General features: G+C 45.7%; 30 protein-coding genes and 1 tRNA gene. 20 read left to right on the top strand and 11 right to left on the bottom strand.

Translation table 11 applies throughout. The features are described from left to right. Nucleotides 1–9: 9 nt before the first annotated feature. Nucleotides 10–213, top strand: a complete 204-nt coding sequence (locus tag AS006_RS00565) for a heavy-metal-associated domain-containing protein (protein WP_101512444.1) — start codon at nucleotides 10–12, stop codon at nucleotides 211–213. On the opposite strand, the gene AS006_RS00560 is transcribed toward AS006_RS00565, so the two are convergent. After that, the gene (locus AS006_RS00560; RefSeq protein WP_101512443.1) at nucleotides 198–782 is read right to left on the bottom strand and encodes a ThuA domain-containing protein; all 585 of its coding nucleotides are present in this window, start codon (nucleotides 780–782) and stop codon (nucleotides 198–200) included. The two genes, AS006_RS00565 and AS006_RS00560, sit on opposite strands and share 16 nt — an antisense overlap. A 151-nt stretch (nucleotides 783–933) precedes the next feature. Between AS006_RS00560 and AS006_RS00555 the strand changes: the two genes are divergently transcribed. From AS006_RS00555 to AS006_RS00520, 9 genes are all read left to right on the top strand, one after another. Further along, on the top strand, nucleotides 934–1947 hold the full coding sequence (locus AS006_RS00555; RefSeq protein WP_369819739.1) for a C4-dicarboxylate TRAP transporter substrate-binding protein: 1014 nt from the start codon (nucleotides 934–936) through the stop codon (nucleotides 1945–1947). Nucleotides 1948–2005: 58 nt separating this feature from the next. Continuing rightward, a complete protein-coding gene (locus tag AS006_RS00550) occupies nucleotides 2006–2485 on the top strand; it encodes a TRAP transporter small permease (RefSeq protein ID WP_101512442.1) in 480 nt (159 codons plus the stop codon). A 1-nt stretch (nucleotide 2486) separates the two neighbouring features. Further along, nucleotides 2487–3770, top strand: coding sequence for a TRAP transporter large permease subunit (locus tag AS006_RS00545; RefSeq protein ID WP_101512441.1), 1284 nt, complete (start codon nucleotides 2487–2489; stop codon nucleotides 3768–3770). Between the two features lie 15 nt (nucleotides 3771–3785). Next, nucleotides 3786–4541 carry an SDR family NAD(P)-dependent oxidoreductase gene (locus tag AS006_RS00540; protein ID WP_101512440.1) on the top strand — a complete coding sequence of 252 codons (756 nt, stop codon included), beginning with the start codon at nucleotides 3786–3788 and terminating at the stop codon, nucleotides 4539–4541. Between the two features lie 12 nt (nucleotides 4542–4553). Further along, on the top strand, nucleotides 4554–5396 hold the full coding sequence (locus AS006_RS00535; protein WP_101512439.1) for a MurR/RpiR family transcriptional regulator: 843 nt from the start codon (nucleotides 4554–4556) through the stop codon (nucleotides 5394–5396). Between the two features lie 16 nt (nucleotides 5397–5412). After that, nucleotides 5413–6396 carry a phosphoglycerate dehydrogenase gene (locus AS006_RS00530; RefSeq protein ID WP_101512438.1) on the top strand — a complete coding sequence of 328 codons (984 nt, stop codon included), beginning with the start codon at nucleotides 5413–5415 and terminating at the stop codon, nucleotides 6394–6396. Between the two features lie 39 nt (nucleotides 6397–6435). After that, nucleotides 6436–6512: transfer RNA gene (locus tag AS006_RS00525), tRNA-Thr, on the top strand. 36 nt (nucleotides 6513–6548) lie between these two features. Then, nucleotides 6549–6719: a hypothetical protein gene (locus AS006_RS09520; protein WP_233185567.1), complete on the top strand. Its 171-nt coding sequence runs from the start codon at nucleotides 6549–6551 to the stop codon at nucleotides 6717–6719. 23 nt (nucleotides 6720–6742) lie between these two features. Continuing rightward, the gene (locus AS006_RS00520) at nucleotides 6743–7471 is read left to right on the top strand and encodes a site-specific DNA-methyltransferase (protein WP_233185566.1); all 729 of its coding nucleotides are present in this window, start codon (nucleotides 6743–6745) and stop codon (nucleotides 7469–7471) included. Here AS006_RS00520 and AS006_RS00515 read toward each other — a convergent pair. Genes AS006_RS00515 through AS006_RS00475 form a run of 9 tightly spaced genes read right to left on the bottom strand, consistent with a single transcriptional unit; the run spans nucleotide 7444 to nucleotide 16080 of the window. Further along, nucleotides 7444–8076 carry a hypothetical protein gene (locus AS006_RS00515; RefSeq protein ID WP_233185565.1) on the bottom strand — a complete coding sequence of 211 codons (633 nt, stop codon included), beginning with the start codon at nucleotides 8074–8076 and terminating at the stop codon, nucleotides 7444–7446. The two genes, AS006_RS00520 and AS006_RS00515, sit on opposite strands and share 28 nt — an antisense overlap. Before the next feature lie 46 nt (nucleotides 8077–8122). Continuing rightward, complete coding sequence (locus AS006_RS00510) at nucleotides 8123–9409, bottom strand: amidohydrolase family protein (RefSeq protein WP_101512437.1); 1287 nt, start codon at nucleotides 9407–9409, stop codon at nucleotides 8123–8125. After that, the gene (gene pyrE, locus AS006_RS00505) at nucleotides 9410–9973 is read right to left on the bottom strand and encodes an orotate phosphoribosyltransferase (protein WP_101512436.1); all 564 of its coding nucleotides are present in this window, start codon (nucleotides 9971–9973) and stop codon (nucleotides 9410–9412) included. Beyond that, the gene (gene pyrF / locus AS006_RS00500) at nucleotides 9970–10575 is read right to left on the bottom strand and encodes an orotidine-5'-phosphate decarboxylase (protein WP_101512435.1); all 606 of its coding nucleotides are present in this window, start codon (nucleotides 10573–10575) and stop codon (nucleotides 9970–9972) included. Before pyrF ends, pyrE begins: the two co-directional genes overlap by 4 nt. Continuing rightward, the gene (locus tag AS006_RS00495) at nucleotides 10572–11384 is read right to left on the bottom strand and encodes a tRNA-dihydrouridine synthase (protein ID WP_101512434.1); all 813 of its coding nucleotides are present in this window, start codon (nucleotides 11382–11384) and stop codon (nucleotides 10572–10574) included. The genes pyrF and AS006_RS00495 overlap by 4 nt, the downstream gene beginning before the upstream one ends. Beyond that, nucleotides 11372–12025 carry a dihydroorotate dehydrogenase gene (locus AS006_RS00490; RefSeq protein WP_101512433.1) on the bottom strand — a complete coding sequence of 218 codons (654 nt, stop codon included), beginning with the start codon at nucleotides 12023–12025 and terminating at the stop codon, nucleotides 11372–11374. Before AS006_RS00490 ends, AS006_RS00495 begins: the two co-directional genes overlap by 13 nt. Continuing rightward, nucleotides 11955–13118 carry a dihydroorotase gene (locus tag AS006_RS00485; protein WP_101512432.1) on the bottom strand — a complete coding sequence of 388 codons (1164 nt, stop codon included), beginning with the start codon at nucleotides 13116–13118 and terminating at the stop codon, nucleotides 11955–11957. The genes AS006_RS00490 and AS006_RS00485 overlap by 71 nt, the downstream gene beginning before the upstream one ends. 26 nt (nucleotides 13119–13144) lie before the next feature. Then, nucleotides 13145–14383 carry an alpha/beta fold hydrolase gene (locus AS006_RS00480; protein WP_101512431.1) on the bottom strand — a complete coding sequence of 413 codons (1239 nt, stop codon included), beginning with the start codon at nucleotides 14381–14383 and terminating at the stop codon, nucleotides 13145–13147. Then, nucleotides 14380–16080 carry a YgiQ family radical SAM protein gene (locus AS006_RS00475; RefSeq protein ID WP_101512430.1) on the bottom strand — a complete coding sequence of 567 codons (1701 nt, stop codon included), beginning with the start codon at nucleotides 16078–16080 and terminating at the stop codon, nucleotides 14380–14382. Before AS006_RS00475 ends, AS006_RS00480 begins: the two co-directional genes overlap by 4 nt. Before the next feature lie 358 nt (nucleotides 16081–16438). Between AS006_RS00475 and AS006_RS00470 the strand changes: the two genes are divergently transcribed. The 10 genes from AS006_RS00470 (at nucleotide 16439) to aroQ (ending at nucleotide 25788) form a co-directional block, all read left to right on the top strand. Then, on the top strand, nucleotides 16439–16822 hold the full coding sequence (locus AS006_RS00470; RefSeq protein WP_101512429.1) for a DUF2089 domain-containing protein: 384 nt from the start codon (nucleotides 16439–16441) through the stop codon (nucleotides 16820–16822). Further along, a complete protein-coding gene (locus AS006_RS00465) occupies nucleotides 16815–17312 on the top strand; it encodes a hypothetical protein (protein ID WP_101512428.1) in 498 nt (165 codons plus the stop codon). The genes AS006_RS00470 and AS006_RS00465 overlap by 8 nt, the downstream gene beginning before the upstream one ends. A 195-nt stretch (nucleotides 17313–17507) precedes the next feature. Beyond that, nucleotides 17508–18755: an MFS transporter gene (locus AS006_RS00460; RefSeq protein ID WP_101512427.1), complete on the top strand. Its 1248-nt coding sequence runs from the start codon at nucleotides 17508–17510 to the stop codon at nucleotides 18753–18755. A gap of 254 nt (nucleotides 18756–19009) precedes the next feature. Beyond that, a complete protein-coding gene (aroF, locus tag AS006_RS00455; protein ID WP_101512426.1) occupies nucleotides 19010–20026 on the top strand; it encodes a 3-deoxy-7-phosphoheptulonate synthase in 1017 nt (338 codons plus the stop codon). Continuing rightward, nucleotides 20023–20784, top strand: a complete 762-nt coding sequence (locus AS006_RS00450) for a prephenate dehydrogenase (protein ID WP_101512425.1) — start codon at nucleotides 20023–20025, stop codon at nucleotides 20782–20784. Before aroF ends, AS006_RS00450 begins: the two co-directional genes overlap by 4 nt. After that, the gene (gene aroA / locus AS006_RS00445) at nucleotides 20781–22043 is read left to right on the top strand and encodes a 3-phosphoshikimate 1-carboxyvinyltransferase (protein ID WP_101512424.1); all 1263 of its coding nucleotides are present in this window, start codon (nucleotides 20781–20783) and stop codon (nucleotides 22041–22043) included. Before AS006_RS00450 ends, aroA begins: the two co-directional genes overlap by 4 nt. After that, a complete protein-coding gene (gene aroE / locus AS006_RS00440; RefSeq protein WP_101512423.1) occupies nucleotides 22040–22801 on the top strand; it encodes a shikimate 5-dehydrogenase in 762 nt (253 codons plus the stop codon). The genes aroA and aroE overlap by 4 nt, the downstream gene beginning before the upstream one ends. Then, on the top strand, nucleotides 22798–23928 hold the full coding sequence (gene aroC / locus AS006_RS00435) for a chorismate synthase (protein WP_101512422.1): 1131 nt from the start codon (nucleotides 22798–22800) through the stop codon (nucleotides 23926–23928). The genes aroE and aroC overlap by 4 nt, the downstream gene beginning before the upstream one ends. Next, entirely contained in the window at nucleotides 23876–25354 is a 1479-nt protein-coding gene (aroB, locus tag AS006_RS00430; protein ID WP_101512421.1) for a bifunctional shikimate kinase AroK/3-dehydroquinate synthase AroB, read from the top strand. The genes aroC and aroB overlap by 53 nt, the downstream gene beginning before the upstream one ends. Beyond that, complete coding sequence (aroQ, locus tag AS006_RS00425) at nucleotides 25351–25788, top strand: type II 3-dehydroquinate dehydratase (RefSeq protein WP_101512420.1); 438 nt, start codon at nucleotides 25351–25353, stop codon at nucleotides 25786–25788. Before aroB ends, aroQ begins: the two co-directional genes overlap by 4 nt. Here aroQ and AS006_RS00420 read toward each other — a convergent pair. Beyond that, complete coding sequence (locus tag AS006_RS00420; protein WP_101512419.1) at nucleotides 25747–26370, bottom strand: LysE family transporter; 624 nt, start codon at nucleotides 26368–26370, stop codon at nucleotides 25747–25749. The genes aroQ and AS006_RS00420 overlap by 42 nt on opposite strands. Between the last annotated feature and the right edge of the window lie 392 nt (nucleotides 26371–26762).

Here is a 26762-nt window from a genome sequence, read left to right as displayed (position 1 = left end):
GGTGTTGTAATGAAGTACGTTCTCTACGTACCAGATATTTCCTGTAACCACTGCAAAATGAGGATTTCAAAGGCACTGGACGAACTTGGAGTTAAAAATTACGAGGTGAGCGTGGAAGAAAAGAAAGTTGTTGTTGAAACAGAAGATCTGAACAATGTTCTGAAAAAACTTGAAGAGATCGACTATCCAGTGGAAAGCTACCAGGAAGTTTGAACTATGAAAGAAGAAAGAGTATTTCTCAAAAAGTTTCTGAAAGTTTCATCCCTCAGGCCCTCACCGTGGGCGGGTGTGAGGGCCAGAATTTTTCCTTCGTGGAATCTTCTTGTCCAACCAGCGATGGAAACACCGTTTTTTGATTCACTCCAGAGGAATATCTTCACATCCGAGTACAAATCCACAAAGTAGTGCTCGTCTATCAACTCGAATTCAATCCCCTCACCGTAGTATTTCACTCTTTTCTGTGGAGGATGGTGAATGAACCTTCCGCCGACGAGTCTGTTGTAACTTTCAGGAAAACGAGCAAGTCCAGAGTGCCAGACAAAGAGTTTCCCGCCTGCTTTGATGTATTCTTCAAGAAGTCCCACTTCTTCTTCGCCCAACCAAGTCTTCTCATCGTCTACAAGATTCCATCTTCCTATGACAAGAAGATCTGGAAGTTTCTTGATTTCAGAGAATCCGTCTGGTGAAAGGTCATAAATGTTTTCATTCAAGACACTTTTCAACGTTTCCAAAAAAAGATCGTGATCGTGGTATTTGTCACCAAGAAAAGCAAAGATCTGCATACTGATCCCTCCCCATCGATATCCTATCATCACACTATGTAACAGAGATGTTAACCATTGACTTCGCATCCTTGAGTGACATAAAATTTTTTTGCAAAATATGATGTGCATCCTCATAAGAAAAAAATATTTTTATGTGAGGAGGTGTGGGATGGTGAGCAGGAAGATTCTTCTAGCGGTGATTCTGGGTGTATTTCTCGTGTCTGCTGTGTTCGGTGCCAGGTGGACTCTGAGATTCGGTCACGTTCTTGCTCCAGGTGAACCCTATCATCAGGCGTTTCTGAAGTGGGCAAAAGCCGTTGAAGAGAAAACAAACGGTGATGTCAGAATTGAAGTCTTTCCGAGTTCTCAGCTTGGTGTGGAAGAAGACATCATCGAGCAGATCAGAATGGGAGCACCTGTGGGATGGAACACCGACTCCGCAAGGCTTGGAATGTATGTGAAAGACATCGGTGTCATGAACCTTGCCTACTTCATCGATTTCATGGGGGCAAAAACACCTGAAGAAGCCATCGAGATACTGAAGAAGATCAAACAGTCTCCAACGATGCAGAAGTGGTTGAAAGAGCTTGAGCAGAGATTCAACATAAAAGTTCTCTCCTTCTACTGGGTGCAGGGTTACAGACACTTCGTAACGAACAAACCCATCAGAAACCCTGAAGATCTCCAGGGACTCAGAATCAGAACACCGGGTGCTCCAGCGTGGCAGGAGTCCATAAGGGCCCTAGGAGCAGTGCCGGTTGCCATCAACTTTGGAGAAATCTACACGGCAGTCCAAACGAAAACAGTCGATGGGGTGGAACTCACCTACGCGAACGTCTACAACGGTGGTCTGTACGAAGTTTTGAAGTACATGTCTGAGACAGGACACTTCCTCCTCATCAACTTCGAGATCGTCAGCGCAGACTGGTTCAACAGTTTGCCACCTGAGTATCAGAAGATAGTTGAGGAAGAAATGGACAAAGCAGGTATAGAAGTCTCTCTCAAGATCATGAAAGAGCTCGAAGAAGACTTCAAACAGAAATGTATCGAAAAGGGAATGACGGTGATACCGGCATCTGAAATCGACAAAGAAGCCTTCATAGAAAGAGCAAAACAGGCTTACAAGAACCTCGGGCTTGAAAACGCCCTCAATCAGTTGATGAAAGAAGTAAAGGGAGAGTGACCATCAGCCCGGCCCCTTCGGGGGCGGGCTTTCATCCTATCTGTCAGAGGTGAGAGACGTGAAAAAACTGGACCAAATCCTTTTGAAGTTCGAAAAACACTCCGCTAAGATCCTCCTCATGGCGATGATTGTTCTTGTCTTTGCTTCTGGAGTAGCGAGATTTCTCAAACATCCAATAAATTGGGCTGTCGATGTCAGCAGTTTTCTATTTGCGTGGGCGTGTTTCTTTGCTGTTGATGTTGCCTGGCGGGAAAACAAGATGATGTCAGTAGACATCCTTGTGAGGAAGTTCTCCGAGAGAACCCAAAAGATCATCAGAATAGTGAACTACTTCATCATCCTTGCCTTCGTTGTCTATCTAATCGTGTGGGGCTTTTATCTTTCCTATAAAACAAGGTACAGAACCTTTGTGGGAATACCGAATTTCAGTTATACGTGGGTTACTCTGAGTGTTCCGGTTGGCGCACTCCTTCTCTTCAGAACCACTGTTTTGAAATTGATAGAAGAATTCAAGGGCAATAAGAAGGAGGAAAAATGAGATGATCATAGTGCTCATCGCCTTCGCAGTTTTTCTCATCTTAGGCATGCCCGTTGCCTTTGCTATAGGAATCTCCGGTTTTCTTTGGTTCTTGCAACATCCAGAACTTCCCATCACAATCCCGATTCAGAGATTGTTGTCTCAAACGGTGAATTTTACGCTCCTTGCGATTCCCATGTTCATAGTGGCTGGGAATGTGATGAATTCTGCAGGTGTGACGAAAAGACTTTTGGATTTCGCCTCCACGCTCGTTGGTCATATGAGAGGAGGACTCGGTCAGGTTTCGGCTGTTCTTTCCACATTGATGGGAGGAGTTTCTGGATCGAGTATAGCGGATGCGGCTATGGAAACAAGGATGCTCGGACCTGAAATGTTAAGACGTGGATATCCAAGAGGTTTTGCCGTGGCTGTCAATGTCTGGACATCTCTTATCACACCGATCATACCACCTGGTATCGCTTTCATCATCTACGGTACGATCGGACAGGTCTCCATAGGTAGGCTCTTTGCAGCGGGAATAGGTCCAGGTCTCCTCTTGATGGTTGTGTACATGATCACCATATGGTTCGTTGCGAAGAGGTTGAACCTGGAACCAGAAAGAGAAGGGCGGACTCCAATCGGTGAAATATTTAGAACGCTGGGAAAGAGCATCTGGGCACTTATCTTTCCCGTCCTGTTGATCGTGGGGCTCAGAGGAGGTATTTTCACCCCATCAGAAGTAGGATCGTTCGCTGTGTTATACGGTTTGCTTGTAGGGTTTGCAATTCATAGAGAAATGTCTCTCAAGATACTTTATTGGGAGACGCTGGAGAATTCCCTCGGTGATATTGGAAGTGTAATGTTCATACTTTCGATGTCGAACATATTCGGCTATGGAATGATTTGGGAGAGGATACCAGAGAAATTGGCGGAATTCCTTCTTGGAATATCCTCCAACCCAAACATTCTGATGATAATGATCGCTATCTTCCTTGTGTTTGCTGGATTGTTCGTGGATGCAACGGCTCTAATTCTCATGCTCACGGCGATACTTCTTCCTGTGGCAAGACAAGTAGGAATAGATCCCGTTCATTTTGGTCTGGTGTTCATTCTGTCTGCCGCCATGGGTAATCAGACGCCACCAGTAGGGGCTTCAATGTACGCGGGTTGTTCGGTCCTTGGTGCAACAATAGAAGAGTACATACAGGCATCCTGGCCGTTCCTGTTCGTAACAATAGTGGCGATATTGATGATTATTTTCTTCCCGCAGATCGTGCTGTTCATACCGAACCTCATCTTTGGATAAGGAGGGATTGAAACCATGAACTTTCAGGGGAAGGTGGTTTTGATAACAGGAGCAGGTTCTGGAATAGGGAAAAAAGCTGCGATCATGTTTGCAGAAAGAGGGGCGAAGGTGGCGGTGAACGACATTTCTGAGGAAAAAGGAAACACAACTGTGGAACTGATAAAGAGCAAAGGTGGAGAAGCCGTGTTCATCTTTGGAGACGTAACAAAGGATGCAGAACAGATAGTGAAAAAGACGGTAGAAGCGTTTGGAAGGCTCGATATCCTTGTGAACAACGCGGGTATAGTTCCCTATGGAAACATAGAAGAAACTTCAGAAGAGGACTTCGATAGAACGATCGCTGTGAACGTCAAGGGGCCGTTCTTGCTCTCAAAATACGCGGTCGAGCAGATGAAAAAACAAGGCGGAGGAGTGATAGTGAACGTTTCTTCTGAAGCGGGGCTTGTAGGAATCCCAAGAAGATGTGTTTACAGTGTCTCAAAGGCAGCTCTTCTTGGACTCACAAGATCCCTTGCAGTCGATTATGTAGATTATGGTATCAGGGTCAACGCGGTGTGTCCCGGTACCACACAATCTGAAGGATTGATGGCAAGGGTGAACGCATCTCCAAATCCTGAAGAGCTTCTGAAGAAAATGACCTCCAGAATTCCTATGAAGAGACTTGGAAAAGAAGAGGAAATCGCCTTTGCTATCTTGTTTGCTGCGTGTGACGAAGCGGGTTTCATGACCGGAAGTATCATAAGTATAGATGGAGGTTCCACTGCTGTGTGAGGAGGTCTTAACGTGGATGTCATTCAGATGATCAAGGAAAAATACGATGAGTTCACGAATGCAGAAAAACAAATAGCCAATGTTATTCTTTCGGATCCAAGAGGGATCATTGAGGATTCCATCAGTGATCTCAGTAAAAAAGCGGGTGTAAAAAGTGAAGCCTCCGTGGTGAAGTTTTACAAGAAACTGGGACTGAACAGCTTCCAGCAGTTCAAGGTGCTTCTGGTTCAGAGTATCTCCAGGGCACCTCTTGAGATCGTCTACGAAGATGTCGCCAGTGAGGACGATACTCGAACCATCACCGAAAAGATCTTCAAAGCCACGGTGAGGGCCATTCTGGACACTCTGAATTCACTGGAAGTGGAATCTATAGAAAAAGCCGTTGAAATGTTCAAAAGCGCCCAAAGGATCATATTCATTGGTTTTGCGGCTTCTGCTGCCGTTGCTTTCGATGCGTTCCACAAGTTCACTCGAATCGGAAAAAACTGTTTGTTCTCCAACGACGAACACATCATAGCCACCATCCTTGCCACCGCGTCTTCCAGTGATCTCCTTGTTGCCGTTTCACACACGGGGGAAACAATATCCGTGGTGAACTTCGCCAAGAAAGCCAAAGAGATGAAGATGCCGGTTGTTGCGATAACGGGAAATAGAAAGTCCACCCTCGCAAAGTACTCAGACGTTGTCCTTGTAACGAACACGAAAGAGACGAAGATAAGAACAGACGCAATGACCTCCAGAATCGTTCAACTTGTCATACTCGACACAATTTACACGCTTCTTGCAGCAAGAGATCCAAAAGCCATAGAGAATCTGAACAAGAGCAGGCTAGCCGTCTCAGAGCTAAAGTACTGAACGTGGAGGGAAAAATATGAAGAAAGTACTTATTGTGACACGAACTTTTGGCAAGTATTCTCAAGAACCCATTGATTTTCTCAGAAAAAATGGATTCGAGACAATCAGAGCTGATACCATAGATCCAGATGTTTTGAAAGACGTGGATGCTTTGATCGTAGGCACACATCCTGTTACGGCTGAGATGATAGAAAACTCCCGTCTCAAAATCATAGCCAAGCACGGGGTGGGAGTGGACAACATAGATCTGAATGCGGCAAAGAAGAAAGGAATCCCCGTTACCATCACATCCGGTGCGAATTCGCTTTCTGTTGCTGAACTCACCATAGCCTTCATCTTCGCACTCAGCAGAGGTCTTGTGTGGGCACATAACAGGTTGTTTCAAGAGAAAAAGTGGGAAGGAACAATTGGGCAGGAGGTTTCTGGAAAAACACTCGGTGTGATAGGTTTTGGTGCAATAGGCAGGGAAGTGGTTAAGAAGGCAGTGTGCCTTGGTATGAACGTACTCGTTTACGATCCATACGTGAGCAAAGACAGTGTGAGATTGTCAGAGGCCACTCCGGTCGACGATCTGGACCATCTTCTCGGGGAGAGTGACTTTGTATCGCTCCACGTTCCACTGAACGAAAGTACAAGAAACATGATAGGAGAAAGGGAAATTTCCCTGATGAAGAAATCTGCTTTCCTGATCAACACCTCCCGTGGTGGTCTGGTGGACGAGGAAGCACTTGTGAAGGCTTTGAAGGAGGGGAAAATCGCTGGAGCTGCACTGGATGTCTTTTCCGAAGAGCCACCAGATTCCAACTCTCCTCTTTTTGAATGTTCTAATCTCATCACCACGGCCCATATAGGAGCTCACACAAAGGAGGCCATCTACAGAATGAACATGATGGCCGCTCAAGCAGTGGTGGATTTCTTCAGCGGGAAAATTCCCAAATATGTGGTAAATGAAGAGGTGATAGATCTTTTGAAACGTAAAGGTCTGCAGGAGATATCTTGAATCACAAGCGACAATGTGTTAAAATAACCCTAGCAGCGAGCAGGCGTAGCTTCAAGCGGTGGAGCGCCGCCTTGGTAAGGCGGAGGGTGTGGGTTCGAGTCCCACCGCCTGCTCCATTTTTTATTTTCATCCCCACCTTGGGAGATGGTAACATGGGTAAAAAGAAGAGCACAAGAACGAGTTCTTTCGGTGTGAAGGGAAGAGAAAACCACGATGCTTCACCGTTTTACAGCAGAGCATTGTATTCTGAATTTTCCCCCCAAAACCTTCCAAGGAAGACCTCGCCGAAAATTCCCTCTCTGAAGATTTTCTGGATAAAATAATCGTCGGAGACGCAAGAGAAGTTTTGAGAAGAATACCCGATCGTTCCATTCATTTAATGGTTACTTCTCCTCCATACAATGTTGGGAAGGAATACGATGAAGATCTCACCCTCGAAGAGTACCTCGGATTCATCGAGGACGTGATGAGAGAGGTCTTCAGGGTCCTTGTGTGGGGCGGAAGGGTTTGTTTCAACGTGGCGAACCTTGGAAGAAAACTGTACATACCGCTCCATGCGTATCTTATAGAGCTGTTTGAACGAGTAGGTTTTCTAATCCGAGGTGAAATCATCTGGGACAAAGGAGAAGCAGTGGGTGGTTCTTCTACTGCATGGGGAAGCTGGATGTCTCCAGTGAACCCGGTTCTCAGGGATCAGCATGAGTACATCATCGTTCTGAGTAAAGGAAGCTTCAAAAGAGAAAGGCCAGAAAAAGACGGTGCAATTTCCACAATAACGAAGGAAGAGTTCCTTGAGTTCACAAGGAGCATATGGCGTTTTCCACCAGAATCAGCAAAGAAAGTGGGACATCCCGCTCCTTTCCCGGAGGAACTTCCTTACAGATGCATACAGCTTTACACTTTCAAAGGAGATGTTGTCCTCGATCCCTTCGCGGGTGTTGGAACAACGTGTGTAGCGGCTGCAAAAACGGGAAGGCATTTCATTGGAATAGAGATAAATCCAGAATATGCAAAGAAGGGTGAAGAGAGGATTAAAGAAGCGATCAATCAACCATCGCTCTTTTCTCCACGGTGATATTTTTCAGCAATTTTCTTTACCAGGTCGTACCAGTTTTCAAAGTATTCTTTTTGGGATTCAACTTTTTCTTTCCCTGTGAACGGTTTGTGTTCAACTTCAACGTAATTTCCCCTGTTTTTAAATTTCTCGACGGGTTTTTTCACAGTTCTTCTTCTGAGACCGAATCCTCTGGGATTTGTGTTCTCTTTGGGTATCGACCAGTATTCTCTCAATTTTGATGGATTATTCTTTATTTCTCTTTGTAGGGAGTTGAGTGTTTCTGCGTCGATAACACATATCTTGATTTTGTTTCCTTCTTTCGCAACGTAAAGAAGATTCGATTTAAATTCAAAACTCAGAAAGCGTTCCTCAGATGGGAAACCATCCCAGGCCATTTTTATACTTGAAAATCCCTCCGTTGTTTTGAGGTTGTATCTTTTCACCAGGCTGCTTTGGAATGTCACTTTGATGTCCCATCCTTTTTCTTTACTGGGCGCCTGTTCAACAGACAAAATCTCGTCTGGAAATTCTTTTCTGAGCATTTCAACGATGAAGTTTTCACGTCTCTTTCCAACGTCCGGGGCGTTTCCTTCAAAATACAGAACATCCCAGACTTCTCCCAAAATTTCTACCTTCTCGATATTTCTCTAGAAAATTTCTATCAGAGGATCAACCATAAACCTTCCACCCCTCCACGAACACAGCCACGGGATCGTCCTCGAAAAGAAGAGGATCTCTCTCGTACAGACAGAAATCTGCTCTGAAGCCCTTTTCTATCCTTCCTGTCTTTATCCCCACCTGCTTTGCTCCCGCTTCTGTCAGAAGATAGAAAGTTTCTTTTCTGGAAAAACCCATCTTCAAAGCATGTTCAGCGATGTACTTTGGATCGCACGGAGAAACCGGAGAATCCGATGAGAAGGAAATGGAGATTCCCATCTCAAACATCTTCCTGAAGGGGTACAAGAGAGCGTTCACTTTCACATTCTTCAGAAGGGGTTGATCTTCGAAGTAGAAGTGTGGTTGAACGGAAAAGGATGTATTTTTGGCTCTTTTCAGGTCTTCTTCCTTCACAAATTGGGCGTGTACGATCCTGTGACCAGGGTATCTTTCAAGAACGTCCAGGGCCAGACTCACCGCCTCATCTCCTATCGCGTGGATGTTCAGAACAAGGCCGTGCCTGTCACAGAATCTGGCAAGTTCTTCGAGTTTCTCTTTTGTGAGAAGCTGAACACCGTGTGTTCCGTCATCGTACTTTCCTGAAATGAGAGCGGTTCTGGCCCCCAGGGAACCATCCATGAAGACCTTTACACCCTTCACATGGACCTTCGAGTTGAGGTCTCCAAAGAATTCTGGTTTCAGTCCCTTGGGTTTCAATTTTTCAAAGAGCCTTACTCTGGAATTTTTCAGTACACCAAGAAGTTCTTCCACACTCACACCGTAGAGATCGTCGCTTTGAACGAAGGTCACACCGTGTTTGAGGAATTCTTCCTCACCTGATCTGTAGAATTTTGATATGTTCTTCTTGAACACGTGTTCGTAGATCGCTTCCAGGTTCTCCAAAAGGTATCTTTCTTTCACATTCAAAACTTCCATCGCTTTTTTGTTCAGGAGTGCCTTGTGGCCGCAACGTCTGATGAGAAAAACTGGTTTTTCTATCCTGTCCAGTCTTTGAAAAACTGCCTCATCTGGCTCTTCAAACCACCCTCTTCCGACAATCAAATCACCTTTCAGATTCTTTTTGAAGAACTCGTCCCAGGTACTGAAAGAAACGCTGAACCTGGCAAAACCCGTTCCCACAACGTGAGCGTGAGAGTCCACAAAACCCGGGACAAGAAAGTATCCGCGTGCATCAAGAACGGGTCCAGCCGATTTTTCAACAAATTCTCCATTTTCTACGAACAGATCTTTTTGAACAAATTTTCTACCGTTCCATACCAGCGCACCTTTTATGATCATTTATTTCAATCCCTTACTTCCTGGTTTTTCAGCGGGTATTCCCTGTTTGCAGAGAGGACAGTCATTGGGTTCATAGACTGGAAGATCCAGTTTGAGAAGACTTTCAAAAGGCACGCCAAAATCCACTCTTCCACCAGAGCGATCTATGATCGATCCCACACACACCACGTTCGCTCCAAGACTTTTCAAAAGTTCTATCACTTCCTTCACAGACCCTCCCGTTGTCACCACGTCTTCGACGACCGCTACTTTTTCACCGGGTTTCACGGTGAATCCCCTTCTGAGCTTCATTACTCCGTTTTCTCTCTCAGTGAAGAGAGATCTTGCCTTCAGGTACCTTGCAACAACGTAGGAAAGAATCACTCCCCCCATTGCAGGGCCAATCACCGTCTCTGCATCGTACTTTTTCAAAAGTTCTGCGAGTTTCTTCCCAACGATGTCTCCGTACTCTGGAAATTCGAAAAGGCGGGCGCATTGAACGTACCTGGAAGAATGCTTACCGGAAGAGAGAACGAAGTGTCCTGAAAGAAGCGCTCCCGTTTTTTCTAGAATCTCCTCTATCACATTATCATCTCCTTTATCTTTTCGATCTTTTCTCTTGGATTTTCACTGAGGTAGATTTCTCTTCCAAGAACGGCAAAATCTGCGATTTCTTTTATTTCCTCCGGTGTCACCACATCTTTCTGGTCGTCTGCTTTCACTTCCATTCTGATTCCGGGAACGAGAATCTTTCCTTTGATTTTCTCTCTTAGAACTTTTGCCCATGGCCCCGGAAGTACGAAATCGCATCCCAGTTCGTTCAGTCTTTCTATTTTATCCAGGTAATCTTCCAAAGATCCTTCCATGGAAGTTAGTTTCACTACAACGAACACGTGTTTCTTCGTTGCCTTAAGGGCCCTTTCTACACTTTCGTATCCCGCGCAGGAGTGAACAGTGAAACCGATGATGGCCGGATGGTCCCAGCTTTTTATGGAGCGCTCCACGGTTGAAGGTATGTCACAGAACTTCAGGTCGAGGATGATCTTCAGGTTTCTTTTTTCAAGTTCGTCGAAGATCTTCTTTCCATGAACGACGAGGTTGTGTCCCACCTTCACCACATCGAAACTGCCGTTTTCTTCGATGAATCCGATTGGATCCTCCATGTCGAGGCTCAAAACAGGTATCATCTTCTCACCTCCATCAAGTATTTCCCTATCTCTTCGACGATACCGGGATCTTTGAAAAGGGCACTTCCTATCCCTATCACGTCCGCACCCACACTCAGAAATTCCTTTGCATCTTCTACAGAGTACACACCGCCGCTTGCAATCACAAAGAGTTCTGGAAACCTTCTTTTCACCTCATACACCGCTCTGAGAGCGATGGGCTTCAAAATGGGTCCTGAAAGACCTCCCAGAATCACAGTGTCTTTTTCAAAGTGCAATCCCCTCACCGTGTTCACAAGTGTGATCCCTTCCCACCCTGCGTCTTTCACCATTTCTGCTGCTTCTTCCACAAAGATCCCTTCTATCCCCACTTTTGCTATCAAAAAAGACTCGGGGAGTACCCTTCTGAGTTCTCTCAGAAGGTCGCTCCACCTTTCTCTGTTTCTGACGATGGAAAGTCCTCCTTCCTTCACGTTCGGACAGGAAAAGTTAAATTCCACAGCACAGAATCTGTCTGCCACCTTTTTGAACACATGTGCCACTTCCAGGTACTCTTCGAACGAGTCACCACCAAGACTTGCGATCATGGGGATAGGAAGTTCAGGAAGATCTTCAACGAATCTGTGTATTCCCGGGTTTTCCAGTCCGATCCTGTTTATCACGTAAAAATCTCCATCTGCCATCCTAGGAGTGGGATTTCCTTCTTTGGGATGGAAAGTGATCGTCTTCAAAATAGCTCCACCAACGTATTTGTGATCTATGAGTTTTAAATACTCCCCGAAACCTGCCGGCCCAGAGAGGAGAACAAGAGGGGGAGTTAGTTCCAGCACAGTTCATCACCTCTGAATATCGGACCATCCGTGCAGACGTGTTTCACACCACTTTTTGTGAAAACGGCACACGACTTGCAGGCACCTATGCCGCATCCCATGTATTCTTCGAGTGAGAAGTAGACTTCTTTTCCCTTCAGGTGTTCCCAGCAAACTTTCTCCATACCTTTGGATCCAGAGACGAGGTACCAGTCGTACTCAGGAAGTGATGAGAGTTTTTTCAAAAATTCATCGTTTCCGATAGCACTTTCATACTCCAGGGATATGAAAATAGGCGTTCTGCTTCCAACGAGAACGTCCACGTTCATGGCTCTTTCGAATGCTTTTGCCATAGTGAGACAGGTTGGAGAGATGATGAGAAGTCCTCTTCCGTCTTTTTTGAAACCGTTTCCAAGGGGTCCATGTCCCTTTATCTTTTCTGCTTCTTCCACGATCCATCTTGTTCCCTTTCCTTTCACCTGAACGGAAACAGCAAGACTATCTTCCCACCAGCCAAGGACGAAGGGTTTTCTGACGAGTTTGGGGGTCTCAAGCATCACAAACTGCCCCGGTGAAAAATCGATCTGTTCTTCAAAGAGAACGATCCAGGTGTCCTCGTTCACTCTGATCGTTTTCTTCTTGGTCAGGCAGAACCTCTCCATCCATCATCACCCATCTTCCTTTGAGTTTCATCGCAACGACTTTCCCTTTCAGTTTGACACCGTCGAACATCGTGTTCTTTCCTTTGCTCTTGAATTTCCCTGCATCCACCACGAACTGCGCATCGGGATCTATGAAGACAAGATCCTCCTCGGTGAGACTTTCTCTCATCCCAAGAACGCCGAGGGGAACTTTCGTCATCTTTTCTATCACCGTTTCAAGGTCTTCAAGAACGGTGTAGTACACAGAGAAGGCAATCTCTATGGAAGTCGATCCATAAGGAGCGGAGGCAAAATCGTCAGGTTTTTCAGGATGGGGAGCGTGGTCTGTTGCAAGAACATCGATCACATCTTTCTTCACCGCTTCGATGAGGAATTTTCTGTCCTCAGGGGATCCGAGGGGTGGGTTGATCTTGAAGTTGGTGTTTTTGATGTCTTCGTAACAGAAAAACAGGTGATGGGGTGTTACCTCACAGGTGACCCTGGCGAGTTTTTTCAGAAAAGAGAGCATCTCCACCGAGTATCTGGTTGTCACGTGCTGGATGTGGAATCTTTCAAAGCCGTACTCTATACCTGTGAGGACGGTTCTCGCAATCGCCACCGCTTCACTTGAGCGGGGACGCTTCGGAAGGTCAAAATCTGTTCCCTCGTAAAAGATCCCATCTATCTCGTACATCTGGCTGTGATCGAACCAGAGTGCTTTTTTTCTTTTCTTCATCGTCTCAACGAGTGTGGGATAGTCGTACTCTATCCCGTCGGTTGAAAAACCTACAACCCTTTCACCCTCTGCCTCAAGAGAGCCAAAGGGAGACACGGTGAAAAGAAACGTCACCTTTCTGTTCTTGGAAAGTTTCAGGTGTTCATCCAGAATCTCTTTTCTGTCTATAGCCGGCCTGGTGTTTGGCTGTATCACCACTTTATAAAAGCCTCCCACAAGGGAGGCTTCTTCTAAAGAATCGTAGTCTTCTCCACCGTTGAGGCGAACGTGAACGTGAAGATCGACAAAAGGCGATGTGGCCACCAGCCCTTTTGAAGGAAAAGGCGTTTTTATTTCCTCTTCCATCCATTTTCCTCTGAATGGGTCGTAGATCCTCACTCTGTTCCCTCCAGTTCCTTTTCCATCTATTTTACCATCCACTCCACGATCGCATCTATCACCCGTCTGTCAACGTGTCCTTTCTTCATGTACTCAACGGGTGTTGATTTCCCTTCTCCTGTCATCATGAGGTGGTTGAGATCTTCAAAGACTACGATCTTCACGTTTTCTTTGTCTGAAAGTTCTCTCAACCAGATTTTTCGATCTTTTTCGCTCACCTGGTAGTCCCTTCCACCGAAGATCAAAAGCATGGGAATAGAGAGCCTTTTTGCTGTCAAAACGGGTTGTCTTTCTCTCAGGTCGTAGAAGTACTTTGCAGGTGCTCCAAGAACAATTTCATCAGGTGGAAGTTCTTTTTTTCTGAGTTTTTCCAGAGTCTTCAAAATTTCTTCTATGTTTTCTGCAAGACCCAGAGACTGAAGATATTTCAACTGATCCTCCATGAGATCTTCGAGTGGACGTGCAGGGGGTGCCAGCATGATAACACCATCTGCTTTTGATCTTTCTGCGATCTCTGGTGAAAGCATAGCACCGAGACTGTGACCGAGAACGTACACCGTGGAGACATCCTCTCTCTGTTTCAAAATCTTCACCGCTTCCTGAGCATCTTTTATGACCTCTTCTTCAACAGTCAGAGTGGCAGGATCCATCTTCTCCACAAACGTTCTCTTGTGGTATCTGAGAACGATGATGCCGTTTGAAGACAGCCCGTAGGCAATATCTTTGAAGATCTTGTTGGGGCCTATCGTCTCATCCATGTCGTTTGGTCCGGATCCATGGACAAGAACAACGGCCGGAAAGGGACCTTTTCCTTCTGGAATGGTGAGCTTTCCAGGAAGTCCGTTCACAGAAATGTCTTTTTCTTCGAAACTTTCCAGGTTTGCATAATCGGGAGGTTCGTACTCTGCCCCCGCAGACTGTGTGAAGAACAGGCCGGCGACTTTTCCTTCCTTGTCCATGGTGACCAGCGCTGAGATCTCACCTTTTTCGAATCTTAGAGTGAAGTTGTATATCTCGTATTCACCCTGAGTGGTCTTTTCGTAAGCGATAATCTCTTTGAAGTCACCAAGTTGACTTTTCAGGGAATACCAGATGCTCGAAAGGTTCTGAAGACTGAGTTGCTTTCTCATCTGGTCTGTACACATGGACAGGGCAGTTTCGAAGTCTTCAGTTGTGAGTCTCTGAACGAAGAGGTATGCTTCTTGTTCGAATGCACCGAAGACCATCACCCCAAGAAGTACAAGAAAGAAAATGGTGAATCTCATTTTTCTTCCCTCCTTTTCTTGAATAAAACATTCTCCTTCATCCTGTTTCTCACTTTCAAAGATTTTTCTACATACACCTTCTCGCCGGTGAACGGATCTATTCCGGAGTAGTACATGGCGGTGCTCACCGTTCCGGGGGTGGGTGTAAAGATTTGTATCTGCTGCGGAAAGTAGCCAAGATACTTCAGGATGAAATCTCTCAGATAGTTGTTCTCCTTCCAGCCCTCTCCCGGATGTCCCACTATGAAGTAGCCGATCACGTACTTTCTCTTTCCCATCTTCCGTGCGAATGTCTCGAACCTTCTTTTGAATTCCAGAAACAGTTCCACCGGAGGCTTTCTCATCAGAGAAAGCACCTTTGGATGGGCGTGTTCCGGGGCAAGTTTCAGCTGGCCGGGGGTGTATTTCACGAGTTCTCTGATGAAGATGTCTGGGTTGTTCTCGGCGAAAACAAAATCGTGTCTGATACCTGAAGAGACAAAGACGTTCTTCACGCGGGGCAGTCTTTTTATCGACTCAAGGAGTGCGATGAACCTGTCGTGATCTGGCTGAACGATCCTGCAGACACCAGGATAAAGGCAAAATTTCTGGCACTGCCCTCTGGTTTCTCTGACGGTGCATCTTGAACCGTAAAGGTTCGCGGTGGGACCTCCGACATCCGTGATGGTACCTTTGAAATTTCTCCTTCTGGTAAGAAGTTTCACTTCTTCCAGTATGGAATCTTCACTCCGATAGGAGACGTGCGTGGTCTGATGCTGCGTAAGAGCACAGAAAGAACATCCACCAAAACAACCACGAACGGCCGTGATGGAGAACTTCACCGTCTCTATTGCCTTCACCCTTCCCATTCTCGCATAAAACGGATGAACTTCTCTTTCGAAAGGAAGAAGGTAGATCTGGTCAAGTTCCTCCTGGGAAAGTGGAGGTTGCGGGGGATTCTGAACAACGTATCTTGTGTCCTGTCTCTGGTAGATCAGAGTGTTCCTGTATGGATCCGTGTACCAGGTCTGAAGTTTTATAGCCTCTGCGTACTTTTCTGGGTTTTCTGAGATTTCATCAAAAGAGGGAAGTTCCACACCCTCAATGGGTTTCTGAGAGGTCCACCACACAACTCCACGGATGCTCTTGCACTTCTCTATGTCGCCAGTCTCAGCAAGGGTTTTTGCGATTTCAAGAACTGCTTTTTCTCCCATTCCGTAAACGAGAAGATCTGCCTTTGAATCGACAAGGACAGACTTTCTCACTCTATCGCTCCACCAGTCGTAATGTGCGAATCTTCTCAAACTCGCCTCTATTCCACCAAGAACAACAGGCACACCCGGAAAGAATCTCCTTATCAGGTTGGTGTAGACTATCGTCGCCCTGTCGGGTCTTCTTCCGAAAGTTCCACCCGGTGTGTAGTCGTCTGTTTTTCTTTTCTTCATCGAGGCCGTGTAATTTGCCACCATCGAATCAACGTTTCCGGCGGTGACACCGAAGAAGAGTCGAGGCTTTCCAAGACGCGTGATGTCCTTTCCCGATTTCCAGTCAGGTTGGGCAATGATTCCCACTTTGAAACCGTGAGAGACAAGATAGTGGCCGATGAGCGAAACACCAAAGGAAGGGTGGTCCACGTAAGCATCTCCCGTAACGAGGATTATGTCGAGTTCTTTCCAGCCCAGCTTTTCCATTTCTTCACGCGTTGTAGGAAGGAACACGGTATCACCCTATGTATTTTAAAACGAAAAAGCCTCCTGTCGAGGCCTGGTTTAAAAAAAATGAGAGCACACGAGAGCGATGTTTACTTCTTCTTTGTCTGTCCTACTTTTTCGTTGTGAATGGCTATCAACACGTCCACCGGTATCAGTACGATCATCTTCTCCACCTCCTTTTTGAGAATCATTCTCATTTCTCATATGTAAGCATAACACCGGAAATTTAAGAATTCAATAAGGCCGTGCTAATTATTCGTAAAGATCCTGTTCCATCCGAACGGGGATGCTCGACCAAATTTTTTGGGTACTTGACAAAATATTTGGATAGATTGTAAAATATTTTTGCGGGAGGTGACAAAATATGTTGCCCAAATGTCCTGTATGCGGAAGAGAAATGATGGTAACGGAACTTCACTGTGATAGAGACGATGTCACGGTGAAGGGTCGATTCAGAGCGAGTCCGTTTGACTTTCTCGACAGAGAAGAACTCGAGTTCGTCATCCTTTTCTTCAGAGCAAGAGGAAACCTCAAGGAGATGGAACGTTATACAGGACAGGGCTACTTTGCCTTGAGAGGGAAACTGGAAAAGATTCTTGAGAAGATGAAACTTCAGCCACTTGGCGAGGTGAAAGAAGAGGTCTCAGACGAGGATCTCTTCAAGCAGGTGAAGGAAGGAAAGATCAGTGTCGAGGAGGCGCTGGAACTTCTCAAAAGAAAGAAAAAAGGAGGGGAGGGCGATGTCTGAAGAGATCAGAAAGATTCTTGAAGCTGTGGCAAAAGGAGAGATCAGTCCAGAGGAAGGAGAAATGCTGATAAAGGCCCTGAAAGAGAAGGAAAAAGAAGAACAAAACTGGTCGGAGGATTTCTCGGAAAAGGATTTCGTTCTGAGGGAAGACGAAGTGATGGAAGGAGATCTCGTTCTCTCAAGAAAGAAAGCATTCATAAAAGGTAAGGTGGAGGGAGACCTTGTTCTCATCAACTGTGAGACGTTCTTTTCAGGGGAGGTGGAAGGCGACCTTGCCGTCATCAGTGGAAGGATCGAGTTCAACGGGGGAAAAGTGAAGGGAGATCTTGCACTCGTTGGTGCAAAAGAATCTGGAAGAAGACCTTCGGTGGACGGGGATGTTGCAAGAATATCGAACTTCTTTATCAGCGGAATGATGAAGATGTTTTCCCCCTTCATCAGCAACATCTCCGTTTCCTCGAGAAAGAAAAAAGGCGAAAGGGAGGAGTGATTGCCCATGAGGGTGTACCTGATGATTTCGGCGATTCTTGTAGCAGGGCTGTTTTCTTTGATATGGTTGTATGTACTACTTTTTCCCGCTACAAGAACAGTCTCATCTTCACAGATGGTTTAGGAACCAGTTATCACAGAAACATCCCGTACGACGGTGACTGAAGGTTCCTGATTTCAACAAGGAGGGAGTGTGGTGAACGATATTACCTTCTGGAAGAGAAACTTTGTCCTTCTTGCTCTAGGAAGATTTGTTTCGATTCTTGGTAGCTCCGTCCAGGCGGTTGCGATTCCCATCTTTGTTCTTGATCTGACACATTCCGGAACGGCAGTTGCCACAATGAGCATTGCCTATATGCTTCCAAGGATACTACTCATGCCCATAGCCGGAATCGTTGGAGATCGAGGAAACAGAAAGTTTCTCATGGTGTCGATGGATTTTCTGAGGGGAATTCTCATATGTTTCCTCTCGTTTCTTGCATTCAGAAACGCCATTACTCTTTCTGTTCTTTACGTTTCACAGGTTGCCATGGCGATCATGGACAACCTTTTTGATATACCAACGGGCGCGATGTTTCCGGACATCGTACCGGAAGATTTTCTCATGAGGGCAAACTCCATAATGGGTATGGTGAGGATCTTCCCACAGATCCTCGGACCTGCACTCGGAGGGGTGATCTACGGTTTCTACGGCATAGCGATCGTGTTTCTTGTGAACGGAGTGTCCTTCATTCTCTCTGCCATCAGTGAGATCTTCATAGTCTATTGGCAAAAGATTGAGAAGAAACCTTCTCATTTCAAGCAGATAGTTCTGGATCTCAAAGAAGGTTTTCTTTTCATCTGGAATCACTCGCTCATAAGGATCATCCTTATCTTTGCTCTCTTTCTGAATCTTCTCATTTCTCCACTCTTCATGGTTGTCTATCCTTACACGATCAGGGAAGTGATGAAGTTTTCCGCTCAGGAGTTTGGCTTTCTTGAGACCTCGTTCACTCTGGGGGCACTCTTTGGGAACCTTCTGATCGCATCTTACCTGTCAAAAAGAAACATGTGGAAGGCAATGAAGATTTCCATCTTCCTCTTTGAACTTCCTATTGTTTTTCTTGGTGTTCTCGTCATGCCAGATTTTTCCTCAAGTGTGGAAAGACTGGTTCTTTTCATTTTGTTCTTCGTGACGTTTTTGATAATGGGCTTTTTGAATCCAATAATCAACGTTCCTCTTGACACGGCCTTTCAGAAGATGACACCTTCGCACATCAGAGCGAGGGCGTTCTCCTTCCTTGTTCTTGTGGCAAACGGAGTAACTCCACTTGGATCTGTGCTCTACGGATATCTTGTTGATAGGGTAGCGATTCACTTACTTTACTACACCGTTGGTGTTCTCTCCTTTTTGATCGCTGTGCTTCTTCTGGTGGCTCTCAGAGGAAAAGAACTTCCCACTTGATTTTTCTGGCATGCTTTGCTAGAATAGTAACCAAACAGGGGTGAAAGATTATGCAAAACGAACATGTGTTATGCATCAAATCCATTGAACACAATTATTATTACTTTTGGTTTAACAGGGGCACCTGTCCGTGAGTGCAACCGCTCCGGGCAGGTGCCTCTTTCGGTATCTGCCCGGAGCGATAGAAAACACCAGAGGGCTCCGGGCAGCGGAGCCCTTTTTTTATTATCAAAACTTCGGGAGGTGGTAGGTCTATGATAGTGGTTTTAAAGCCCGGTTCTACGGAAGAAGATATAAAGAAGGTGGTGAAGTTGGCAGAGAGTTACAATCTGAGGTGTCACGTTTCCAAAGGTCAGGAGCGTACGGTGATAGGTATCATAGGTGATGACAGATACGTGGTGGCAGACAAATTCGAGTCGTTGGATTGTGTTGAGAGTGTTGTGAGAGTTCTCAAACCCTACAAACTCGTCTCGCGAGAGTTCCATCCAGAAGATACGGTGATAGACCTTGGAGGCGTGAAGATAGGAAACGGATACTTCACCATCATGGCAGGGCCCTGTGCAGTGGAAGACAGAGAGATGCTCATGGAGATCGCACACTTTCTAAGCGAATTCGGTGTGAAGGTGTTGAGAGGAGGAGCCTACAAGCCTCGAACATCACCCTACTCCTTCCAGGGGCTCGGAGAAAAAGGACTGGAGTATTTGAGAGAAGCTGCAGATAAGTACGGTATGTACGTTGTGACAGAGGCACTCGGTGAGGAAGAACTTCCAAAGGTGGCTGAATACGCCGATATCATCCAGATCGGTGCAAGGAATGCTCAAAATTTCAGGTTGCTTTCAAAAGCGGGAAGTTACGACAAACCCGTTCTTCTGAAAAGAGGTTTCATGAACACCATCGAAGAGTTTTTACTCTCAGCAGAGTACATAGCAAATTCAGGAAACACAAAGATCATCCTGTGTGAGAGAGGAATAAGGACGTTCGAGAAGGCAACAAGAAACACCCTCGACATCTCTGCTGTTCCGATCATCAGGAAAGAATCGCACCTTCCCATTCTTGTGGATCCGAGCCACTCGGGTGGAAGAAGAGATCTTGTCATCCCTCTTTCCCGCGCAGCAATAGCCGTCGGTGCACACGGAATCATGGTAGAGGTTCATCCAGAACCTGAAAGAGCACTTTCTGACGGAAAACAAAGCCTTGATTTCAAGCTCTTTGAGGAACTGGTCCGGGAGATGAAAGAACTTGCCAAGGCCCTGGGGGTGAAGGTGAATTGAGGATCTCTGTACTGGGGGCAGGATGTATAGGGGGATCTATCGCTCTGAAGTTGAACGAAAAGCACCGGGTTCTCGCCTTCGATCAAAGCAGGGATGTGATAAGGGCCCTTGAGGAAAGAGGGATAAAAGTTGTTTCGAAACAGGAAGAACTCTTCGACACCGATCTTCTCATCCTGGCGCTTCCAATGGCTGCTGAAGAGCGCTTTTTGAGAGAGACTGAGTTCACAGGAAAGATCTTGGATGTGGCAAGCGTGAAAACCCCCTTCATGGAAATAGCAAAAGAAAGGGGTCTGAACTTCATCGGAGGACACCCCATGGCGGGAAACGAGAGGAAGGGAAAAGCAGGATGGGACCCCGAGATGTTCATCGGAAGGATCTTTTTTCTCTGTTCTCCCGATGGAAAGGAAGACGACGTCGTTGAAGGTGTTGTGGAGGATCTTGGATCCAGGCCAGTCTGGATAGATTACAGAGAACACGACAAGATCGTTGCCGCTGTGAGTCATGTACAGTATTTGATCTCTTTGAGCGCTCGGTTCATGGGAAAGCCTTTTGAAGAATACGCAGGACCGGGCTATCAGTCGAACACGAGGCTTTCAAGACAGAACATGGAAATGGCGATGGATATGATCAGATATAATAAAGAAAACATCCTCAAGTACCTTGAAAATGCAAGAAATTTCCTGAACACTCTTTACAATCTCATAGAGAGAGAAGACTTCGAGAGTCTGAAAAAAATCATAAAGGAAGTGGTAGCATGAAGATTCTTCCCACAGAAAGAATCTTCGGAACGCTGAGTGTTCCTCCGGACAAATCCATAACCCACAGAACGCTCATCCTTTCAGCCCTTGCAGAGAGCGAAAGCACTCTCTACAACCTTCTGAGGTGTCTGGACACGGAGAGAACACATGACATTCTAGAAAAGCTCGGTACACGTTTTGAAGGTGATTGGGAAAAGATGAAGGTCTTTCCAAAACCGTTCTCCGAGCCAATTGAACCTCTTTTCTGTGGAAACTCGGGGACCACAACAAGGTTGATGAGTGGAGTTCTTGCCTCGTACGAGATGTTCACGGTTCTCTACGGGGATTCTTCTCTTTCCAGAAGGCCGATGAGAAGGGTTATAGAACCCCTGGAGATGATGGGCGCACGCTTCATGGCAAGGCAGAACAACTTTCTTCCAATGGCCATAAAGGGGAATCACCTTTCGGGTATCAGTTACAAAACACCGGTGGCTAGTGCTCAGGTGAAGAGTGCCATTCTTCTAGCAGGGCTCAGGGCAAGCGGAAGAACGATCGTCATTGAGCCATCAAAGAGTAGAGACCACACAGAAAGAATGCTCAAAAATTTAGGAGTTCCCGTCGAAGTGGAAGGAACACGAGTGGTTCTGGAGCCGGCCACGTTCAGAGGGTTCGAGATGAAGATACCGGGGGACATATCGTCTGCTGCATTCTTCATCGTTCTTGGTGCGATCCATCCAAACGCCCGCATAACAGTAACCGAAGTGGGATTGAACCCAACTCGAACAGGTCTTCTTGAGGTTATGAAACTCATGGGGGCGAATATAGAGTGGGAGGTCACAGAAGAAAATCTCGAGCCGATAGGAAACGTGAGGGTGGAAACTTCTCCGAACATGAAGGGAATCACCGTACCGAAAGACATGGTACCACTCATGATAGACGAACTCCCACTTGTTGCACTCCTTGGTGTTTTCGCGGAAGGTGAAACTGTTGTTAGAGGAGCCGAAGAGTTGAGGAAAAAAGAATCAGACAGAATAAGGGTGCTTGTGGAAAATTTGAGGAAGATCGGTATCGAAATAGAAGAGTTCACAGATGGTTTTAAGATCACTGGGAAGCAGAGAATAAAGGGTGGAGTGGTGGATCCAGAAGGCGATCATAGAATGGCCATGCTCTTTTCTATAGCAGGTCTTGTGAGTGAAGAAGGAGTTGAGGTGAAAAACCACGAATGTGTGGCTGTTTCGTTCCCGAATTTCTACGAAACGCTGGAGAAGGTGATGAAATGAGATTTTGCATCATTGGATATCCGGTGAAGCACAGTATATCTCCTCGACTGTACAACGAGTATTTCAAGAAAGCAGGAATGGATCATCAGTACACCATGGAAGAGATACCACCGGAAAACTTCGATGCCGAGATAAAAAGAGTTTTAAAAGAATACGATGGATTCAACGTTACCATTCCACATAAAGAAAGAGTGATTAGCTATGTGAATCTCTCCGAAGACGCAAGAAGAATAAAAGCGGTCAACTGCGTTTTTCGTAGAGAGGGATACAATACGGATTGGGTCGGTGTTGTGAGATCGCTTGAAGGTGTGAAGGTGAAAGAGCCCGTCGTTGTTGTGGGAGCAGGTGGCGCGGCGCGAGCAGTGATTTACGCTCTTCTTCAACTGGGAGTTAGAGACATCTGGGTAGTGAACAGAACGCTCGAGAGGGCAAAAAACCTGGGCTTTCCTGTAAAGGTCTTTTCCCTCGATCGTCTCGATGAAATGGTGAGGGAGGCAAACAGTCTTTTCAATACAACTTCGGTTGGTATGAAAGGAGAAAAGCTTGCCATTTCTGATGATTCGTTGAAAAACTTGGATCTTGTTTACGATGTCATCTACTTCGACACGCCGCTTACTATGAAAGCGAGAGAACTCGGTGTAAAACACGTTATAAAGGGAAATCTCATGTTCTACTACCAGGCGATGGAGAACTTAAAGATATGGGGAATCTACGTTGAAGAAGTATTCAGGGGCGTATTCGGGGAGGTTTTGAGATGAAGCTTACAATAGCGGGGGATTCCCATGGTAAATACATGGTCGCAATTCTGGAAGGTCTGCCTTCGGGGATAAGAGTGGATGAGGATCTCATAAGAAGGGATCTTTTCAGAAGGAGAAACTGCTACGGTAGAGGAAAGAGAATGAAGATAGAAGAGGACGCGTTCGAAATAGTCTCAGGATTGTGGAAAGGAATCACAACGGGTGCACCGGTGACCATTCTCATTCCCAACAAAGCGGCAAACCCAGTAAAGGACGTTCGAAGTGTCCCAAGACCTGGTCACATCGATTACGCCGCATGGGTGAAATACAAACTCCCTGATCTGAACATCTACGTGGAACGATCCAGTGCAAGATGGACAGTAGCTCTCACAGCGGCAGGTGCTCTCTTGAAGAGTCTTCTCAGAGAGTTCGGTGTCGAAGTGTTGGGATACGTCACAAAACTTGGTAACGTCGAAGCAAGAGATATACCAGATAACTTCGAGGAATTGAAAAAAAGAAGAGACGAATCGGAGGTTTTCTGCCCCGATCCTGAAGCAACGAAAGAGATGATCGCCGAGATCGATAGAGCGAAAGAAGAAGGAAACACCCTCGGTGGAAAGGTCAGGGTTATTGCAAAGGGTGTTCCAGCGGGACTGGGAAGTTACTCGGATTTGTTTGAAAAGCTCGATTCGAAAATAGGCGCACTCTTTTTTGCCATTCCTGCCGTTAAGGGAGTTTTGATTGGAAGTGAAGAGATGTGGTACGGGTTTGATTATCTGGACGAGTTTGAGATAGAGAATGGTCGGATAAAGAGAAAAACGAACAACCTTGGTGGAATAGAAGGTGGGATTTCCAATGGAGAGGATATCTGGGTGAACGTCTACATAAAGCCCATTCCCACCACAGGAAAACCTCTGGATTCTGTTGATCTGAGAACGATGAAACCCGAAAAAACACCGTACGTGAGGTCGGATGTGACCGCAGTGCCTCCCGCTTCTGTTGTGTGCGAGGCGGCTCTTTCTGTGGTAGTTTCGGCCGTTTTGCTCGATCACCTGGGCGAAGGAAACATTAACGACCTGAAAAGGAGGTTCGAGAATGAGGATTTTCCTTGTTGGGATGATGGGTTCTGGAAAGAGTACGATCGGTAGGAAGGTTTCAGAGGTTCTCGATCTTGAATTTGTAGACATGGACGATGAGATAGAGAAGAGAGAAGGAAGGAGTATCAAAAGGATTTTTGAAGAGGACGGGGAAGAATACTTTCGGCTGAAGGAGAAAGCGCTTTTGAAAGAACTCGTTGAAAGGGACAACATCGTTGTGTCAACGGGTGGAGGTGTGGTGATAGATCCGGAAAACAGGGATATCCTGAAGAGGGGGAAGACCATTTTTCTCTACGCTCCTCCCGAAGTACTGATTGAGAGGGTGACGGAGGAAAACAGACCTCTTCTCAAGGAGGGTAAAGAAAAGATATACGAGATCTGGGAGAAAAGAAAACACTTCTACGCGGAGTTCAAGAGGATCGACACTTCCAAACTGAACGAATGGGAAACAACCGCTCTTGTTGTGCTTGAGGCAATGGACGAAGTTGAAGTTTCGGCGATGGAGAAGCCCCATCCTGTGAAGATCGTTCTTGGGGGATTCAAGAGGGTAAAAAACGAAGATCTGGTTTTCACCACGGAGAGGGTAAAAAAGATTTACGGGAGATATCTTCCTGAAAACTGCCTTGTCTTTCTTGATGGAGAAGCGGTGAAGACGCTGGAGCATGTTTCAAGGGCATATTATGAACTTGTACAGATGGATTTTCCAAGAGGAAAGGTCATTGCCGGTGTGGGAGGAGGGGCTCTTACCGATTTCACCGGTTTTGTGGCGAGTACCTTCAAAAGAGGTGTGGGACTTTCTTTCTATCCCACCACCCTTCTTGCTCAGGTTGATGCCTCCGTCGGAGGAAAGAACGCCATCGATTTTGCAGGGGTAAAGAATATCGTTGGGACTTTCAGGATGCCGGACTACGTGATCATAGATCCCGTTGTCACTCTCTCAATGGATGAGGGAAGGTTTGAAGAGGGGGTGGTGGAAGCCTTCAAGATGATACTTCTTTCTGGGAGAGGGCTGGAACTCTTCGATGAACCACAGAAGATAGGAAAAAGAAATCTTAGGATACTCAGTGAGATGGTAAAGATATCGGTGGAGGAAAAAGCAAAGATAGTAATAGAAGATCCCTGCGACAAAGGTTTGAGACACGCTCTGAATCTGGGACACACCCTTGGGCATGTCTACGAGATGCTTGAAGGGGTCCCACACGGTATAGCAGTAGCGTGGGGAATCGAAAGAGAAACGATGTATCTGTACAGAAGAGGGATCGTTCCAAAGGAGACCTTCAGGTGGATCGTTGAAAAAGTCAAAGAGATCTTGCCCATTCCTGTCCCATCCGTTGACAAAGAAAAGGCTAGAGATCTCATCCTGAACGACAAAAAGATTGTGAAAGGAACTAGAGTGAGACTTCCTTACGTGAAGGAAATTGGAAAGGTGGAGTTCCTTGAAGTAGACCCTGTTGAGCTTTTGGAGGTGATAGATTGAAACTACTCGTTGTGAACGGTCCGAATCTGAACATGCTGGGAAAAAGAGACAAAAATGTGTATGGAAGCTTTACCTACAACGATCTGGTGAAGATGATAGAAGACTGGTCCAAAAAGAACGGTGTGGAAGTGGAGATCTTTCAGTCGAACCATGAAGGAGAGATTATAGATAGACTACATCGATTTGATTTCGACGGTCTTGTGATAAATCCTGGTGCGTTTACGCATTATAGTTACGCTATAAGAGACGCTCTTGAGATTGTAAAAGTTCCCAAGGTCGAAGTTCATATATCTAATATACACAGGAGGGAAGAGTTCAGAAGAAAGAGCGTCACCGCGGAAGTTTGTGACGGTCAAATTAGTGGGCTGGGAGTTTACGGTTACATACTTGCGCTAGAGTACGTGAAAAAAGTCTCCTTTGAAAGCAAAGATTAAGAAGTAAACACCAAACCCTATCAAGATCATCGACATGGATACAAGGACAATCCTGTACACGTTTTTCCATGAAGGCCTTTTAAGAAACTGTCCAGCAACACCCAGGAAGGCATACCAACTTATGTCTGAAAGTATGTGACCAAAGTAGAACAGAAGAATACCAAGGAAAAGGTACTCTCTTGTCTGAAAAAGGAATGTACTGCCGACCGAAAACCACCACAGAAGAAAATAGGGATTTGAAAGAGAAACAAGAGCTCCTTGAATAGGCAGTGGAAGTTTTGTGTCTTTTGCTTTCATGTTCAAAGATGGATTTTTTGCTTCAAAAAATTGGGAAACTCCCATATACAGAAGAAAACTCCCTCCTGCCAGGGAAATCGTCCTCATGAAGAGTGGAAAAATTGCCTGAACACCGACCAACAGTAATAGCACCAGAATGGCTTCCAGAAGAACATGACCTGTTATCAACTTCAGGGGTGCTTTCCAGTCTTTTGCACTTTTTGAAATGGCAATTGCCATTAGGGGTCCTGGTGCCATCGCACCGGAAAGCCCAACAAGGAAACTCCCAAGGAATACGGAAAGCATGCTTTTCCCTCTTCATGCTTTTTGAAAAATTCTACCACTCATCCTCTATTTCTAAATATTAGTGTGAAATATATTGGTTTAGAAACACACAGTTTTATTCACTAAACCATGGTAAGTTCCATTCATTCACAAAGTAGGGTATGTTTGTATTTAGCATTAGAAAGGAGATACAGAGTATGCAATTACCGGTAACGAAAAATTTCATGCGCCTTTGTGGTACCGGAAGCTATGCAATAAAAAAGGAATAATGAGCGAAAAAGGAAAACAACTACTCAGAAATAACTTGAACATGAACTTATGATTTGACGACAAATAAAGAAGCGACATACTTATCCTTTAACACTTTAAGGTAGACCTTTTTGCGAGAATTTGTGAAAACAAGAACTAGTTGA

This window comes from Thermotoga sp. SG1, assembly GCF_002865985.1.
GTDB lineage: Bacteria > Thermotogota > Thermotogae > Thermotogales > Thermotogaceae > Thermotoga.
This window is presented reverse-complemented; position numbering and strand designations above follow the sequence as displayed.

Coding starts and splice junctions, on each gene's coding strand:
- AS006_RS00565 (WP_101512444.1), top strand. CDS start 10: ATGAAGTACGTTCTCTACGTACCAGATATTTCCTGTAACCACTGCAAA.
- AS006_RS00560 (WP_101512443.1), bottom strand. CDS start 782: ATGCAGATCTTTGCTTTTCTTGGTGACAAATACCACGATCACGATCTT.
- AS006_RS00555 (WP_369819739.1), top strand. CDS start 934: ATGGTGAGCAGGAAGATTCTTCTAGCGGTGATTCTGGGTGTATTTCTC.
- AS006_RS00545 (WP_101512441.1), top strand. CDS start 2,487: ATGATCATAGTGCTCATCGCCTTCGCAGTTTTTCTCATCTTAGGCATG.
- AS006_RS00540 (WP_101512440.1), top strand. CDS start 3,786: ATGAACTTTCAGGGGAAGGTGGTTTTGATAACAGGAGCAGGTTCTGGA.
- AS006_RS00530 (WP_101512438.1), top strand. CDS start 5,413: ATGAAGAAAGTACTTATTGTGACACGAACTTTTGGCAAGTATTCTCAA.
- AS006_RS09520 (WP_233185567.1), top strand. CDS start 6,549: ATGGGTAAAAAGAAGAGCACAAGAACGAGTTCTTTCGGTGTGAAGGGA.
- AS006_RS00510 (WP_101512437.1), bottom strand. CDS start 9,409: ATGATCATAAAAGGTGCGCTGGTATGGAACGGTAGAAAATTTGTTCAA.
- pyrF (WP_101512435.1), bottom strand. CDS start 10,575: ATGATACCTGTTTTGAGCCTCGACATGGAGGATCCAATCGGATTCATC.
- AS006_RS00490 (WP_101512433.1), bottom strand. CDS start 12,025: ATGGAGAGGTTCTGCCTGACCAAGAAGAAAACGATCAGAGTGAACGAG.
- AS006_RS00480 (WP_101512431.1), bottom strand. CDS start 14,383: ATGAGATTCACCATTTTCTTTCTTGTACTTCTTGGGGTGATGGTCTTC.
- AS006_RS00470 (WP_101512429.1), top strand. CDS start 16,439: ATGTTGCCCAAATGTCCTGTATGCGGAAGAGAAATGATGGTAACGGAA.
- AS006_RS00465 (WP_101512428.1), top strand. CDS start 16,815: ATGTCTGAAGAGATCAGAAAGATTCTTGAAGCTGTGGCAAAAGGAGAG.
- aroF (WP_101512426.1), top strand. CDS start 19,010: ATGATAGTGGTTTTAAAGCCCGGTTCTACGGAAGAAGATATAAAGAAG.
- aroA (WP_101512424.1), top strand. CDS start 20,781: ATGAAGATTCTTCCCACAGAAAGAATCTTCGGAACGCTGAGTGTTCCT.
- aroE (WP_101512423.1), top strand. CDS start 22,040: ATGAGATTTTGCATCATTGGATATCCGGTGAAGCACAGTATATCTCCT.
- aroC (WP_101512422.1), top strand. CDS start 22,798: ATGAAGCTTACAATAGCGGGGGATTCCCATGGTAAATACATGGTCGCA.
- aroB (WP_101512421.1), top strand. CDS start 23,876: ATGAGGATTTTCCTTGTTGGGATGATGGGTTCTGGAAAGAGTACGATC.
- AS006_RS00420 (WP_101512419.1), bottom strand. CDS start 26,370: ATGCTTTCCGTATTCCTTGGGAGTTTCCTTGTTGGGCTTTCCGGTGCG.